This is a genomic window from ANME-2 cluster archaeon (assembly GCA_014237145.1).
Classification (GTDB): domain Archaea; phylum Halobacteriota; class Methanosarcinia; order Methanosarcinales; family Methanocomedenaceae; genus Methanocomedens_A.
Genome location: JAAXOC010000002.1, coordinates 13,443 through 27,197, shown reverse-complemented (window position 1 = coordinate 27,197; position 13,755 = coordinate 13,443). Strand labels below are relative to the sequence as shown.

Annotated in this window: 14 protein-coding genes and 1 tRNA gene; 5 read left to right on the top strand and 10 right to left on the bottom strand. The window is 46.7% G+C overall.

The window, feature by feature from the left end:
- The first annotated feature begins 190 nt into the window (after nt 1-190).
- The gene (locus tag HF974_00255) at nt 191-1,699 is read left to right on the top strand and encodes a lysine--tRNA ligase (GenBank protein MBC2696780.1); all 1,509 of its coding nucleotides are present in this window, start codon (nt 191-193) and stop codon (nt 1,697-1,699) included.
- 221 nt (nt 1,700-1,920) lie between these two features.
- Complete coding sequence (locus HF974_00250) at nt 1,921-2,133, top strand: DUF2283 domain-containing protein (GenBank protein MBC2696779.1); 213 nt, start codon at nt 1,921-1,923, stop codon at nt 2,131-2,133.
- 106 nt (nt 2,134-2,239) lie between these two features.
- Here HF974_00250 and HF974_00245 read toward each other — a convergent pair whose 3' ends face one another.
- Together HF974_00245 and HF974_00240 are read right to left on the bottom strand one after the other, a co-directional pair.
- Complete coding sequence (locus HF974_00245; protein ID MBC2696778.1) at nt 2,240-3,529, bottom strand: ATP-binding protein; 1,290 nt, start codon at nt 3,527-3,529, stop codon at nt 2,240-2,242.
- Nucleotides 3,530-3,870: 341 nt separating this feature from the next.
- The gene (locus HF974_00240; protein ID MBC2696777.1) at nt 3,871-5,214 is read right to left on the bottom strand and encodes a 4Fe-4S binding protein; all 1,344 of its coding nucleotides are present in this window, start codon (nt 5,212-5,214) and stop codon (nt 3,871-3,873) included.
- 169 nt (nt 5,215-5,383) lie between these two features.
- On the opposite strand from HF974_00240, the gene HF974_00235 reads away from it, so the two are divergent.
- Nucleotides 5,384-5,878, top strand: a complete 495-nt coding sequence (locus HF974_00235) for a hypothetical protein (GenBank protein ID MBC2696776.1) — start codon at nt 5,384-5,386, stop codon at nt 5,876-5,878.
- 9 nt (nt 5,879-5,887) lie between these two features.
- Here the strand turns inward: HF974_00235 and HF974_00230 are convergent, their stop codons facing one another.
- The 6 genes from HF974_00230 to HF974_00205 form a co-directional block, all read right to left on the bottom strand.
- Nucleotides 5,888-6,034 (bottom strand): hypothetical protein, encoded by a 147-nt coding sequence (locus tag HF974_00230; protein MBC2696775.1) that lies wholly within the window; start codon nt 6,032-6,034, stop codon nt 5,888-5,890.
- Nucleotides 6,035-6,038: 4 nt separating this feature from the next.
- The gene (locus tag HF974_00225) at nt 6,039-6,371 is read right to left on the bottom strand and encodes a GNAT family N-acetyltransferase (protein ID MBC2696774.1); all 333 of its coding nucleotides are present in this window, start codon (nt 6,369-6,371) and stop codon (nt 6,039-6,041) included.
- Between the two features lie 7 nt (nt 6,372-6,378).
- Nucleotides 6,379-7,362 (bottom strand): DUF128 domain-containing protein, encoded by a 984-nt coding sequence (locus HF974_00220; GenBank protein ID MBC2696773.1) that lies wholly within the window; start codon nt 7,360-7,362, stop codon nt 6,379-6,381.
- An 18-nt stretch (nt 7,363-7,380) separates the two neighbouring features.
- Nucleotides 7,381-8,703, bottom strand: a complete 1,323-nt coding sequence (gene glnA, locus HF974_00215; GenBank protein ID MBC2696772.1) for a type I glutamate--ammonia ligase — start codon at nt 8,701-8,703, stop codon at nt 7,381-7,383.
- A gap of 89 nt (nt 8,704-8,792) precedes the next feature.
- The gene (locus tag HF974_00210; protein MBC2696771.1) at nt 8,793-9,941 is read right to left on the bottom strand and encodes a hypothetical protein; all 1,149 of its coding nucleotides are present in this window, start codon (nt 9,939-9,941) and stop codon (nt 8,793-8,795) included.
- Nucleotides 9,935-11,281, bottom strand: coding sequence for a Single-stranded DNA binding protein (locus tag HF974_00205; GenBank protein ID MBC2696770.1), 1,347 nt, complete (start codon nt 11,279-11,281; stop codon nt 9,935-9,937). The genes HF974_00210 and HF974_00205 overlap by 7 nt, the downstream gene beginning before the upstream one ends.
- Before the next feature lie 99 nt (nt 11,282-11,380).
- On the opposite strand from HF974_00205, the gene HF974_00200 reads away from it, so the two are divergent.
- Entirely contained in the window at nt 11,381-12,076 is a 696-nt protein-coding gene (locus tag HF974_00200; GenBank protein MBC2696769.1) for a hypothetical protein, read from the top strand.
- A 19-nt stretch (nt 12,077-12,095) separates the two neighbouring features.
- Here the strand turns inward: HF974_00200 and HF974_00195 are convergent, their stop codons facing one another.
- Both HF974_00195 and HF974_00190 read right to left on the bottom strand, forming a co-directional pair.
- Nucleotides 12,096-12,842, bottom strand: a complete 747-nt coding sequence (locus tag HF974_00195) for a geranylgeranylglyceryl/heptaprenylglyceryl phosphate synthase (GenBank protein ID MBC2696768.1) — start codon at nt 12,840-12,842, stop codon at nt 12,096-12,098.
- Nucleotides 12,843-12,853: 11 nt separating this feature from the next.
- On the bottom strand, nt 12,854-13,003 hold the full coding sequence (locus HF974_00190) for a 50S ribosomal protein L40e (GenBank protein ID MBC2696767.1): 150 nt from the start codon (nt 13,001-13,003) through the stop codon (nt 12,854-12,856).
- A 216-nt stretch (nt 13,004-13,219) separates the two neighbouring features.
- Between HF974_00190 and HF974_00185 the strand changes: the two genes are divergently transcribed.
- A tRNA-Leu gene (locus tag HF974_00185) sits at nt 13,220-13,304 on the top strand.
- Nucleotides 13,305-13,755: the final 451 nt, after the last annotated feature.

The window sequence follows — 13,755 nt, the reverse complement described above, 5'->3', positions numbered from 1 at the left end:
ATGATTATAGTTAATACAAGTTTGTTTTACATGTTTGTACTTCTATATGAATTTTGCGGGATGCACCAGTATCTCCGAATAACTTGGTGTGTGCCGCAGCAATGCCCTACTTCCAGCATACCGCTACTGCCCTGATACTAAACATTTAATATCGCTTAATGCATCTACTTTCATCCTGAAGTGAGACATCATGGCAGAAACTATACACTGGGCAGATGTAGTAGCAAAAGAAGCACTTGAAAAGAGCAGCAGGCATATCGTTGCTTCGGGCATAACACCTTCGGGCAATATCCATATAGGCAACATGCGTGAAGTACTGACAGCCGATGCGGTCTACCGCGCTTTGCAGGATGCAGGGGGCGACGCCACCCTGATATACATCGCTGATACGTATGACCCGCTGCGTAAGGTCTATCCGTTCCTTGATGACAGTTATGAAGAGCATGTAGGCAAACCCCTGTCCGAAATACCATGCCCCTGCACCGACCACTCCAGCTATGCCGAACACTTCCTTGAACCTTTTATTGATTCCATGGAAAAACTGGGCATCCATCCCGTGATCCACCATGCTGATAAGCTCTACAAGGAAGGGGCATTTGTGGACGCTATTAAGACAGCATTGGTAAAGAGGGACGAGATCGCCAGAATTCTGGAAGAGGTATCGAGCCGCAACCTGGAACCTGGCTGGAACCCGTTCAACCCCATCTGCAATGACTGCGGCAGGTTGACCACTACAAAGGTCACAGGCTCTGACCCTGATGCCGAAACCGTGGACTATTCCTGTTCTTGCGGCTCAACCGGCACCGTATCCATGCGGGGTGGCGGCAAGCTCACATGGAGGGTGGACTGGCCGGCACGGTGGCCCATCCTGGGTGTTACCATCGAACCGTTCGGCAAAGACCATGCCTCAGCAGGGGGCTCATACGATACCGGGAAGCGGATATCTGCCGAAATTTACGATTACCCTGCACCCCACCCCATTGTCTATGAATGGATAATGCTCAAGGGCAAGGGTGCCATGTCATCTTCCACAGGGGTTACGGTATCCATCAGCGATATGCTGGAAATCTTGCCTCCTGAGGTGCTGAGGTACCTGATCATCAGGAGCAAGCCTGAAAAGCACATCGAGTTCGACCCGGGGCTGCCGTTGTTGAACCTTATTGACGAATACGACAACCTGGATGAGAGCCTGGATATGAGGGCTTACCAGTTATCCCAGGCCGGCGGGGACAGGAGTGTAAAAATACCTTTCAGGCATATGGTCACTGCAATCCAGATCGCTGACCACAGTTTCGATTACCTACTGACTGTACTGGAGCGGGGCGGGTATGATGTAACCGATGTGGAGAAGGTACGGCATCGGGCCGGTAATGCTGATAAATGGCTGGAATCTTTTGCACCTCCCATGGTGAAGTTCAGTATACAAAAGACCCTGCCGCCGGAAGTCAGGAATTTCAATACCCAGCAAAGGCAGGTTATGAAAATATTGTCAGAACGCATGCCCGGATACGAGGACGGGCAGGCCATCCATGATGGAATATATAATATTGCCAGGGAAGTGGACATGAACCCGAAGAAACTGTTCCAGACCATCTACCAGGCACTGCTTGGTACCAAGAGCGGCCCACGGCTGGGGTACTTCCTGGTATCCATGGACAGGGACTTTGTGGTTGAGAGGTTCAGGGCGGCATCGGGATAAAGCGATGATGAAAAGAATAATTAATGTTATTGTAGCAAGACACCCTAAATTATCTCACTGATATCAAAAGGATGCAAGGGGCAATTAAATGGGTATTGTGTTTTCAAATCATGCCATCCTTGAAATAAATCGACGACAAATTGAAATTGGAGATGTTGAGCGTCTTATCAATAATCCTCCTCAACATTAAATATCGATAAATATTGGAACGGTGATGGTCTATGAAAGTAATCTACGACCCGAATACTGATATTCTGACCTTGATACTCAGGGAAATGTCCATTGAAGAAAGTGAAGAGATCAGTGAGGGGGTAATAATCGATTATGGGAAAGATAATAAGATTGTGTCTATTGAGATGCTTGATGCATCTGAAAATATATCTGAACCGCAATCTTTCATGTATGAGATCAAAAGAAGTAAAGTAACTGCATAAGTTGATAACTTCCCATATCAACTGAGCATATTATAACCTCAATCTCCTATCCCTCTACACACCATCGCCAAATCCTGTACCCTTCTGTATCCTTATCATTTTGCCTTTAACCATTATGTCCCAGCGAGCTTGGCTCATCCCCGCCATGCCATGTTAACCTCGGACGCATCTTTACTACATGCGATGCTTCTGAAGTATCATCCACAATGAATGCCACACCCTTCTCCTCTCCCATTTTGCGGATCGAATCTGCAATGCTCTGCCTCATATAAGTGGGCCGTACCTTCTCAAGTGCCGTGATATCCTCATGAGATGTCAGGCGGTGGCACATTATAATATCGCTCTGGCTGAGCACATCAGGATGCAGTGCCGAGGGTCTCTGGGTAGCCAGTACCAGGGACAGTCCAGGCTGCCTCCCCTGCCTGAGCCAATCATTTACCAGTACATCCCTTGCAAGACTGCCGCCATTTGCAGGCACGAACAGGTGGGCTTCATCTATGAACATCCAGACCATTGGCATGGTAGCTACATCCGCATCATTTATCCTGTTGATCTCATACTGCCGCCGTGCCGGGATACGCTCCTGTGATATCCTCCTGGCAAGAATGCCCACCACCATCGAACGTATCGCCTCATCTGGCAGGCTGCTAATATCAATAACGGCAGTTAAGCCAGGGGATACGAGATCATCAATATATATCCCGTCCAGTTCAAAAATACCCCATCCACCAGCCGCACTAATGAAATTATTAGCTGCGTTCTTGGTATCATTATCAGTATAAATATCAGCATTGACCTGACCTGAAATATCATCAAGTGAGAACTTCCCGGAATTATTCTTCAACTCCTGCACTATCCTGGTGATAAGTACACCTACAGGATGTACCGGACTGATATCGAACAGCCTGCACCAGTCAGAACCGGTCAGGTCACTTACCGAAATAGTAAGGTGGGTGATATTGACCCCCATATCAGCATATTCTTTTGTCATTCTTCCGGGAACAAATAACCGGATATCCAGTTCCTTCGGTTCAAGCCCCCACCTAGAAAGTTCATCTGCTTCTTTTTTATTCGCATGTGCCATGGTCCAGAAGATGCCCATGCTGTCAATCACAACAGATGCTATATTTTCGCATACCGGCGGCAGCTGACTGGCTAGTTCCTCAATAAGGGTTCCCATTGTGTACGACTTGCCATACCCCCTTTTGCCACATATCAGCACAGCATGGGGTCTGATGCAGTCTATATATACATCAGAGCCTGTTGACCCGTCAATGGCAAGATACTTCCCTACCTTTAGCAGACCCTGGGAAGTCTTCTCTTTATGCCTGCCCAGGATATACTGCTTCTCAGTTACTCCGCTTCGCTCAATATCCAATAATCCTGCACTTTTCATCCAGCCACTTAGACAGGAAATGGTGCACTTAAATATTCTGGAATGATTCCGGACCAGTTAGGACTTTGTGCCTATAGTATTCCTGTTTGGCGTGAGATTGTATAACCATATTTGCTCAAGACTGTGCATAAGCTTTTATGCGAAACATCCCTCGGCATTCTGGGCATACGTCAAAATCTCCTCTCTGACAAAATGAAGCCTGATCACTCTGGACTGTGACAGACGGCGTGCGGATGTTCTGCGATGCAGGCGGCGGCCTCGGTTGTTGTTGGGTGATGCCGGTGGCGGGCATGGCTGTTAAAATATACAATTTTGGTAATTATTAGACATGATTTACAGGATTAACAGGATAAGCCATTTCCATTCATCTTGTCGATCCTGTTGATCCTCTTTATAACCGAGCCGGAGTTATGCCGTTCCCATTCATACCTTGTTTTCACATCATTAAGCATTGGCATCAGGTTGTCCAGCCTTGAGCGTATCTCATCAAGGTGTTCATTTTTTTCCCTTAGATCGATCTCATGTACTTCAGGATGCATAGGTCCCACCACCTCCATCTCGACCCTGCGGTCAGTATCTGGTCTTGACCTATCACCCGTCTTGATCGCATTGATGGCATTCTTCCACTGGGACGACCATGGCAGATCCCTTACTTCAGTATGCTGCACGCCAGAGCGTTTTACATCTATTGCATACACATGGCAGGCCTTCTCGCATGCTCCACAGTAAATACAATAATCCTTTTTCACATCGATTTTCTTATCAGACGGCACATACCAGGCATGTGCAGGGCATACATTGAAACACCCATGGCAGCCTACCGGGTCACAATCAGCCAGCCTGTTCTCGATAAGTTCTATCTCCCCTTCAAAGGGTTTTATTATATCCACTGCTCCATAAGGACAGACAGCCTTACACCAGCCGCACCTGCTGCACTTTTCGTCATCAATAGTCACAGTACCTGATATCTTGGGCACAGGTGCCTCCAGTTTTCCTTCCACCTTTATGGCATCCTCAGGGCAGAAATCCTCACATATCCTGCAATAGTCGCACTTATCCAGGTCGATGAGCAGGTCCTGGAACGGTACAGGGTTATCAGGCGTTGGCTCTTGCTCCACCAGTACAAAGGCAGGACATAGGTGTGCGCACATGCCGCAGAAGTTGCACTTGTCCATATCCACTGCGATCTCACCTTTTTGCCCCTCTTTGAATGGGGCTACTTCTTCCTTTGTAGGAAAAGTGAGTTCCAGTTTAATAGCTTCCTGGGGGCAGGCTTTTTCACACAACATGCAGGGCAGGCATTTCTCATTGATGACCACCTTTGAGTCCAGTTTGGAGAAGTCGGGATTGTCAAGTAGATCCTGGCCATCTATGTCCATCCTGATAGCCCTTACCGGACAAAAGGATGCACACATGCCGCAAAAGGTGCATTTGGTCTGGTCGATGATCACCGGCGGTGCGTCCATACCTGTGGCTATCTCGAAAAGCGGACCTGCCTCTATAGCATTTGCAGGGCATACATCGATACATATCCCGCAGCCGTTGCACCGTTTGTAATCGTAGTCCAGGGTCTTCTTTGAGGCGTTAACTGTCTGGGTGTAAATGAAATGGGAATCACGGATATCCATTTCCACATTGACTTCAAGGCTGCTGTCTGCGGAATCTTGTGTAGTACTATCAGACATTTGCAGTGTATTTAATATTTAAAAAACTATATAAGTCTAGTGTGGTAGTATTGAAGATCCATTCCAATGGAGGTATAGTAAAATCCTTTTAGCGTTATCAGACTTTTCCTGCAATTTATTTATATAATGGGATTTCTATCAATACATCCATATCAGGCGCGTGATATCATTGGACCTGCAAAAAATACTTGACGAACACAGACAATCCTTCAAAACCAGGCTCGTAGAATCACTTGCCGCCAAGCATTCCATATCCAGTGATGAAGTCATGGAGCCGTTTGGGGACAGTGTGGATAACCTGGTCGAGTCACGATATGCACCCCTAAAGCAGGTGGTAGAAGCCATCTGCGCAGTTCCAAAACCGGTTTTACTCAACATCATGCGTGATCGCCAGCGAGAGGATACCTGCAAGATATGCCTGGCAAATGAAGCTAACATCCGGGTCGTGGATAAAAAGTACGGTGATTCCATATCCATATTCGAGATAAGCGAAGACAGTCCGGCCGGAGCCCTTTACCAGGTGCTCTTCCAGGGCGCACCTGACGAGGATAAAAAAGTCCCCCTGACCGCAATTATCCACAACTGTGATGTGAAGCGGGTATGGGCCGGAAAGTCAGTAGACAGTTCAGTATATGCCAGCCAGATAAAAAAAGCCCTTGCATGATGTCACGGTTCACTTGAGACTTTTCCTGAAATAGATGGTATCCACGCCCGGGCCACGGTGGTCTTTCAAGGTCTTTGAGACGACATAACCAAGCTGCTGGTACATCCGGTATGCACCAGGGTTTGTGGACCATGTAGTGACGTTGACATGTATCATCCCATCACGACCCAGTTTTTTTGCCAGTGCCCGGGTCCAGCAACCTGGCAATATTCTGCCCCCTGTACCCGGGATGAACAGCAATGAACGAAATATACGCCTCCTCCAATACTTCTTCTATCCCGTTGTAGTTCTTCCTGTATCCCACGGCACCAACCAGTCTTCCATTTGACTCACCAATAAGAAAATTAGAATCCACCTTAGCAAGAGTACCCGATACCCTTTCGTATATACCGCCCGCCCGTAAGGACAGTGGCGGAACAAACTCATTGTCGACCAGTTCCATGAAATCGATCAATCTTCCAAGATCGTCTGGTAAGCCTTCCCGGATTTCCATAGAAGAACTACAGTCGGGTCATATTCTTATAATTAGCCATCCTGGATATGGGGAATACCGACACATCAATACCACTTTCTTCTATTGCCACAATACAGTTCAGGCCAGCATATATGGGTAATCCTATCTTTCCCGGGCTGACAGGTGCCTTGAATATTGGACTGCCGGATTTACCGATTCCAATCAGGCCGTCGATATCTATACCTTTGGCCTTGTCAAAGACCTCAATAGCATGCTCTTTAGCTGAAGCAGGTATCTCCCTCATATTTGCAAGAAGTTTACCGTTTCCTGTCTCAAGCACGTCCAGTACCGAAGTCATTCTGCGGTTGATGAATATCTTCATCGGATCGATAGTTATACCACTGTATAACAGTAGATCTGAAAAAACGGCAGGGGCCCCATTTTTAATCGCTATGAGACCTCCGTATTTCGTGTTTACAGGAATCCCGTTCTTTGCCAGTATTCCATCAATTGTTATGCTGCATACGGTAGCAATGCCTACCTTTCCTTCCGGCACCCTGTAATCAATAGTGTCCTCTTCGATAATCTGGATATATGGGCTTATGGAGTACGGGGATTCGTTCATAGCCGCAATAATCTCAATACCATCATCAAAATCATCCTTGTCGATCAGCGCCATGTTCACGATAACGTTACCTTCCCCAGTGTCCACATCCAGGTCCGTGTTATAGACCAGTTCATCAATGGCTGTGATGATGAATCCCACCCTGTGGCCTATGAGCCCGTCTTCCAGTTCCTGCAATCCGTTCTCGGTAATGACCCGTCCGGAATATCCTTCCCTGGCGGTCAGCCCCCTCTCATCCAGTATCCTCAGATGATACCTGACACCCCTCTCACCGATCTGGTACCCTCTTTCCCTCATTTTGTCAGCAATGATGCGAGCGCCGATAGCACCATCACTTTCATTGATAATCCTTAGAATTTCTATAAGTTTTCGCTGCACCTGGGGGTCAGAGGTTAAGGTGTTCATAACTTGTACCTTTTTTTCCTACATGATATTGATATACCGCTGGATTTCCCAGTTATGTACCTGTATCCTGTATAATTCCCATTCGGCACGGCCCAACCTCATGAAGTTATTAAAAACATGGGGGCCCAGGGATTTAATTAATATTTCATCACTTTCCAGTTCGTTCATTGCATCCCTGAGAGTCCCTGGCAGTGAATCAATGTTGCATTCCAGGCGTTCATCAGCTGTCATCCTGTAAATATTATCATTTACCGGATCACCGGGGTCGATCTTATTCCTGATACCATCCAGTCCTGTCATTAGTATGACCGCAAAAGACAAGTATGGATTACAGGAGGGGTCAGGACTGCGCAATTCTATCCTTGTGCTTGACCCCCTGGCCATAGGTATCCTGATAAGCGAACTCCGGTTTGCCCCTGACCATGAAACATATACAGGTGCTTCATACCCTGGTACCAATCTTTTATATGAGTTGACAATTGGATTGGTGATCGCAGTAATAGCTTTAATATGTTTCAAAATTCCGCCGATAAAGTATCTCAAAGTATCACTGATGCCATATTTGCTATCAGGGTTATAAAAAGCGTTCTTTCCATCCTTGAACAGGGAAATATTGATGTGCATGCCGCTGCCGTTCTCACTGAACAGGGGTTTAGGCATAAATGTTGCATGCAATCCCATATTATTAGCAATTGTCCTGGTGACATATTTGAAGGTCACCACATTGTCAGCCGTTATAAGGGCATCATCGTATTTGAAGTCGATCTCATGCTGTCCTGATGCAACCTCATGATGTGAGGCCTCTATCTCTAATCCCATGCCTTCCAGGGCGACCACGATCTCCCTGCGAATATTTTCTGCCAGGTCCACTGGCCCGAAGTCAAAGTACCCTGCAGAGTCATGTGGAATAGTGGTAGGACGTCCGTCCTTTTTCTCAAACAGGAAAAATTCAAGTTCAGGTCCGGTATTCATCTTAAAACCCATTAAAGCCGCTTCTTCCATGGCACGCCTGAGCACATACCTGGGGTCGCCTACGAAAGGCTCACCATTCGGCAGGTGGACATCACATATCATCCTGGCACTGTTGCCTCCGTCATGGCTCCATGGTAGTATCTGGAAGGTATTAACATCCGGTTTTAAGACCATGTCTGATTCTTCTATCCTGACAAAGCCTTCAACGGACGAGCCATCAAAGGATATTCCCTGATCCAGCGCCTTATCTATCTGGGATACTGGTATGGCCACGTTCTTAACGATACCCTGTATATCCACGAACTGCAGCCTTACAAACCTGACGTCTTTTTCACTGATTATTTTAAGAATTTCTTCAACCGATTTCATTATTTCACCTGGTATATGGGATGTTATGAAACTTTTTTTAATTTTAAGATGTATGATAAAATATTAAATGTTTGTTCTCATTTGCCTTTTCATACCCTGCGAAGTACACCGATCCTGGGCTCGTAACACCTGCCTTCTGACATCAATGTTTTCACAGCACCGTCAATCTGTTCATCGGTAAGACCACTTCGTTTTGATTCATCCACCAGTTCAGTGACAGGCACGCCGTTCCCTTTATCCATTATACCCATCAGTTCATAGACCATCTCGTCAGGTTCGGGCTTGTCCTCTTCAGGTCTGGCGGGCTCACTACCTGTTGTTCCAACGTCGATCTCTTCTCCCACCACCTGGGCAGTTTTAGGTTCTGTGGACCGAGCAGAGTGGGGAGACTGTGTAGGTTGGGCAGGTTCTGTCGACTGGACAGAGTGGGGGGACTGTGTAAGTTGGGCAGGTTTTGTGGACTGGACAGGCTGTAGCGATTGTGTTGGTTGTGTATCCTCTACAGAATACGGGGCAGGTGTCTCTTTCACCATAGCATCTGCGGGCTTGCTTCCCGCAACCACTTCCATGGAGTGTGAAACCACGGGCATTGATGTCGGTTGGTGGTCAGCAGACGCCAGGTTCTTCAATGCATCAACGATCACACCTGATAGTGTATTAAGGTATTTGTCCAGGTCAGTGTAATGAGAAACGGCCCAGAGTATGCCATTGGCAAGTTTTGGACTGGCACCGGACTGTACAAGCATAGCTGTCAGTTCATCACCCTTAAGACCTGAATCCATGGCAGACCTGACCAATTTTATGCGCTCATAGGTCAGCCGGGCAGTATCAACTATCCACCTGTCCCTTATGCTGTCGCTTGCAGTGTTGAGTTCTTCCGGCCTTACCGAAGTATATATAGTTCCGTCCTCTGGTTCATAGGTCCTGGCCTTGCCTGTTATAGCCACAAAACAGGGCACATCCAGTCCTGACAGGAACACTGATGCTTGCGGCTGGTACTGTCCTGCATACACAGAAAAAGCACCGGTGGGATCAGACACTCTTGCCCTCCACATGTCTTCCCCTGCGCCAAGATTATCGATCTCGGTCAATACACCAACAAAGTACAGCCGGTTCACCCTGGCACCGGTGGGAGTGACCAGGTAATTGGGGGAGAACTCATCCCCGTCATGAAAGAAATAATCCGAATGAATGAATTCATGGGCAAAGACCCTCCAGGCAACCTCCCTCTCTACCATAGGTCACTATCCCCCTGCCCGGGTGAATGATGACCTGCACCCTCTATCTCTTTTACCAGGTCTGCGGCAGCGGCAGCAGGGTTGATCTCAGTCACCTCTACATTGGATGCCACCAGTGTGATCCCGTATTCGCCCTTGGTCATATTACCTCTCAATCGCATGGTCAGTCCCATAAGCTTTCTCCTGATCTCTTCCTCAACAGCAGACAAGTTCATATCCGCACCAGCAACTTCCCTGGCCTTTTCAATTGAATAGCCTGTGATCTTCCGGGTCAGGTCTGCATCCAGTACTACGGTCAGGGCTCCGGTACCGTCGTCCAGTATGTACTTTATCCTCATATCGTTCCTGCCTTCCACCAAACCATGGACACGGCAGATGTTCTTTTGTATCACCCTATTGCATTCAGAACATCTGGTAATAAGCCCTGAACCAGGCCTGACCGAGATTATGTTGCCTTCTATACTTACATCAAAAGCTCCGTCCCGGTCAGTTATTTTATCCAGCCTGATTGGGACGTGGTCCATTACCCCGGCAATATCACTGTCATCTATTGGAGTTTCTGAATGACTGACCGAAGTGAATTCTCCCATATTGATAGTAGGAATACCCTGCCATGACCTCATATATGCATTTTTGATCTCTACTGTATTTCCTACCGTAAGCTCGTGAGATGGTACCCATGAAGTGAAGGGGAGTTTGGCAGTGCTATCGACTGCTATCCCTGTTACTATGGTCCTGGGCCCGTTCTTTGTGTTGATCTCCTGCTGCCCGGATTCCATTATCCTTATTACAGTATGAACGGCAGGTTCGCCCTCTTTCAGATCTGCCAGCAGGACAGGACGTTCCAGGTTTTTCGACAGGAGCGGTTCCAGGGCGCTTGAGTCTAATTTCTCAACTTTCGACCTGGCACCGAAATTAATCTCTGACATGCCTTGCCACATCCTGACATAGGCGTTAGTGACCTTGACCACATCTCCTTTTTCAAGCCCGAAATCCTCCCATGCAGTAAAACTCCGTGCCCCGGTCTCGTCTACCATGGTACCCATAAAGATGGTACGCTCCTGGTCCTTGATGCCAACGACTTTGGTATTGATCTCAAGAATCCGGGCAGTAACCTCTATATTTCGCTCCCCTGCGCCAAGTTCGGATAGTTTTTTCACGGAAGGTAGATCGATATCCCCGTATTTTTTAAGCAAGCTCCTTTTTGCCTCTTGAAGAGGCACCTTGAACTCCAGGAGCCTTGCAAGTTCTTCTATAATAATAGCCTGATTTACTGTTGTGCCTGTTGTACCAAGCGCCCTAATTATTTCGTCCACATGGGGCGCAATTTTTTCATCCATTGTCTGCCTCCTTTATTCCAGACAGTCTCTTTTTATTATGGTCACAAAGGATAAAAAAACATCGATACTGTTAATTTGATGAATCCGGAATATTGTGTAATGTATCCTAAAGGAATAACTGGCTTTTCAGAACGTGCCCTTGACTGGCTGGGGAGTGTGCAGATTACCAGTGTTAAAGAGGCATCACAGATAGCAAAGGCATTGTGCCTGTGGGGACGGGATGCCAGAAAGGCAATTGAGTGGCTGCAGCATGCCAGGTCAGATGACCACTGGGAATCAGGCAATCCGGTGCGGGATACTGCCAGGGCTTGTGCTGCACTTATGGAATGTGGGATTTCCTGTGAGGGTACGGTGGACTGGCTGGAGGAAATGCAGTCGGACAGTGGTTCGTGGAACGATGATGTGTATGACACCTGTTATGCCCTTATCGCGCTTGGGGTCATGGACAGGCAGAACAGGCAGGGATTGGACTGGCTGCTTAATAACTTTTCAGGAAAATGGATGCATCCGGGCACCATCGCCCTGATTAACTCGGCACTGATACACGAGGATGTAAAAGGTATGTCTGACCATATCCAGCGCAATTCTTTGTGGCTTTTGTCGCAGTGCACGGATGATAACTGGAAGTATACTGCAACTTCCTGTCTGGTTGTACAATCTCTGATACTTGATGGCAGGTCCTGGGATGTGGGCGGGTCCCTTGACTGGCTGGTTGAAAGGTTAGAGGAGAGTGAATGGAAGGTTTCTGTGGTTGCACTGGTCTTGATCACACTTAAAATGTACCAGGATGACTGAACTGGAAGTATTAACTATATTACTGCTTTATTGCATCCACAAGTTCGCTTATCTTGGATTTTATATCGCTGACCTGTTCCACGATAGTACCGGTCACAAGCATGTCCGCACCTGATTTGACCAGCCTGGCTGCAATCTCCCCGGTGCGGATGCCGCCGCCTACAATTACTTTTGTCTCTTCACCTACTGATTGCTTCACAGCACCCACCATGGCGGCCGGGATTGGCGTATCAGCACCTGAACCTGCCTCCAGATAGATATAGTGCATGCCCATGTATTTGCCTGCCAGTGCATAGGCCACAGCCATTGCAGGCTTTTTCCGGGGTATCAGCCGTGCATCCCCGACCCAGCCTACTGTACCGCCGGGCTCAATAATTATATATGCCATTGAAATGGCCTCGACACCGTATTTTTTTACAAGGGGTGCCCCCAATGCCTGGTTGGTAGTGATATAATTTACATCCCTTGAGTTCAGGAGGCTCATAAAAAAGATGGCATCTGCATGCGCACTGACACCGCCTGCACTGGCAGGGAACAGTATTGTGGGCAGGTCTGTGTGCTCTTTGATAGCTTTCAGGGTCTTATCCAGGACAGTACCGCCCGCACCTGTGGAACCTCCTACCATGATGGCATCGGTACCTCCTTCTGCGGCCTGTGCTGCCATGCTACCTGCTGTGTCAGGGGATTGGCTGTCAGGGTCTATCAGGGTCAGGTGTACTGCACCCTGGGTCTTCACGACATTATTGAGCTGTGCTTCGACGCTCATATTAACCGGGATCAACTGCTTCTGCTTTCTTTGGATTTCATTCGCAATTGTTTGGAATTGCATTTCCTGCACCTAGTGGCCTTGACCGGGTTGCGGGCATTGCATCTCATGCATATCTTCATGTGCAGTATATGTTTTTCAGCTTCTGGGAATCGTGCCATTAATGTTATCTCCTTGAATTAATAATCTTAGTATCTATTTTGATTAATTAGATATCTTACAATTTAATTAGTTTGAATGTATTAATCTGATAGGGGCATAAAAAGGTGATAATTGCTTTTAATGGTTTCGATGCAAAAAACTTGTAGGATTGCACAATGCGATACTTTGAAATAAAGAAAAGTGTATCTATACCACCCATATCATACAATCCATATGCGGGGATAGCCAAGCTAGGCCAAAGGCGCAGGACTTAAGATCCTGTTACGAAGGTATTCGTGGGTTCGAATCCCACTCCCCGCACTACTATGATGGGTTATAGGTAAGTCCGAAAAAGTGTACGTAATTGTATATTTCATGCACAACCGTTTTTTTATGAGCTTCCCATCAAAAATAAAATATTTATGATCCATATTTGCCCTGAAGAAAAAAATACCTGAATTTCATCAAAACAATTAAGTCCAAAAAAAGTATATGATTCTCAAAGTTTTTAGACTGTTGATTATATTTTGAAATTATTAAGTGCCCTGAAAAAGAATTCAATAGAAATTCATTGAAAATTGTCCATTTAATAACTGTTTGAGGACGTTGGATATTTTTGTTTATCATTTAATGAAGACAGTTGAAATTTTTTGGTAAGGTGTGTTTGGTTTGGACGCATATTTGGTTCAACCATAAGAAAATAAAAAGTCTCGGAATTCAGAACAACCTCATAAAACCTTACAATTTGGCGTAAAAAAATAATATTTACAGA

Excerpts from the sequence above, each read along its gene's own strand:
- HF974_00195 (MBC2696768.1), bottom strand. The coding sequence starts at position 12,842 with ATGAGCGTCGAAGCACAGCTCAATAATGTCGTGAAGACCCAGGGTGCA.
- HF974_00250 (MBC2696779.1), top strand. The coding sequence starts at position 1,921 with ATGAAAGTAATCTACGACCCGAATACTGATATTCTGACCTTGATACTC.
- HF974_00210 (MBC2696771.1), bottom strand. The coding sequence starts at position 9,941 with ATGGTAGAGAGGGAGGTTGCCTGGAGGGTCTTTGCCCATGAATTCATT.
- HF974_00205 (MBC2696770.1), bottom strand. The coding sequence starts at position 11,281 with ATGGATGAAAAAATTGCGCCCCATGTGGACGAAATAATTAGGGCGCTT.
- HF974_00190 (MBC2696767.1), bottom strand. The coding sequence starts at position 13,003 with ATGGCACGATTCCCAGAAGCTGAAAAACATATACTGCACATGAAGATA.
- HF974_00230 (MBC2696775.1), bottom strand. The coding sequence starts at position 6,034 with ATGATACATGTCAACGTCACTACATGGTCCACAAACCCTGGTGCATAC.
- HF974_00200 (MBC2696769.1), top strand. The coding sequence starts at position 11,381 with ATGTATCCTAAAGGAATAACTGGCTTTTCAGAACGTGCCCTTGACTGG.
- HF974_00245 (MBC2696778.1), bottom strand. The coding sequence starts at position 3,529 with ATGAAAAGTGCAGGATTATTGGATATTGAGCGAAGCGGAGTAACTGAG.
- HF974_00225 (MBC2696774.1), bottom strand. The coding sequence starts at position 6,371 with ATGGAAATCCGGGAAGGCTTACCAGACGATCTTGGAAGATTGATCGAT.
- glnA (MBC2696772.1), bottom strand. The coding sequence starts at position 8,703 with ATGAAATCGGTTGAAGAAATTCTTAAAATAATCAGTGAAAAAGACGTC.
- HF974_00240 (MBC2696777.1), bottom strand. The coding sequence starts at position 5,214 with ATGTCTGATAGTACTACACAAGATTCCGCAGACAGCAGCCTTGAAGTC.
- HF974_00255 (MBC2696780.1), top strand. The coding sequence starts at position 191 with ATGGCAGAAACTATACACTGGGCAGATGTAGTAGCAAAAGAAGCACTT.
- HF974_00220 (MBC2696773.1), bottom strand. The coding sequence starts at position 7,362 with ATGAACACCTTAACCTCTGACCCCCAGGTGCAGCGAAAACTTATAGAA.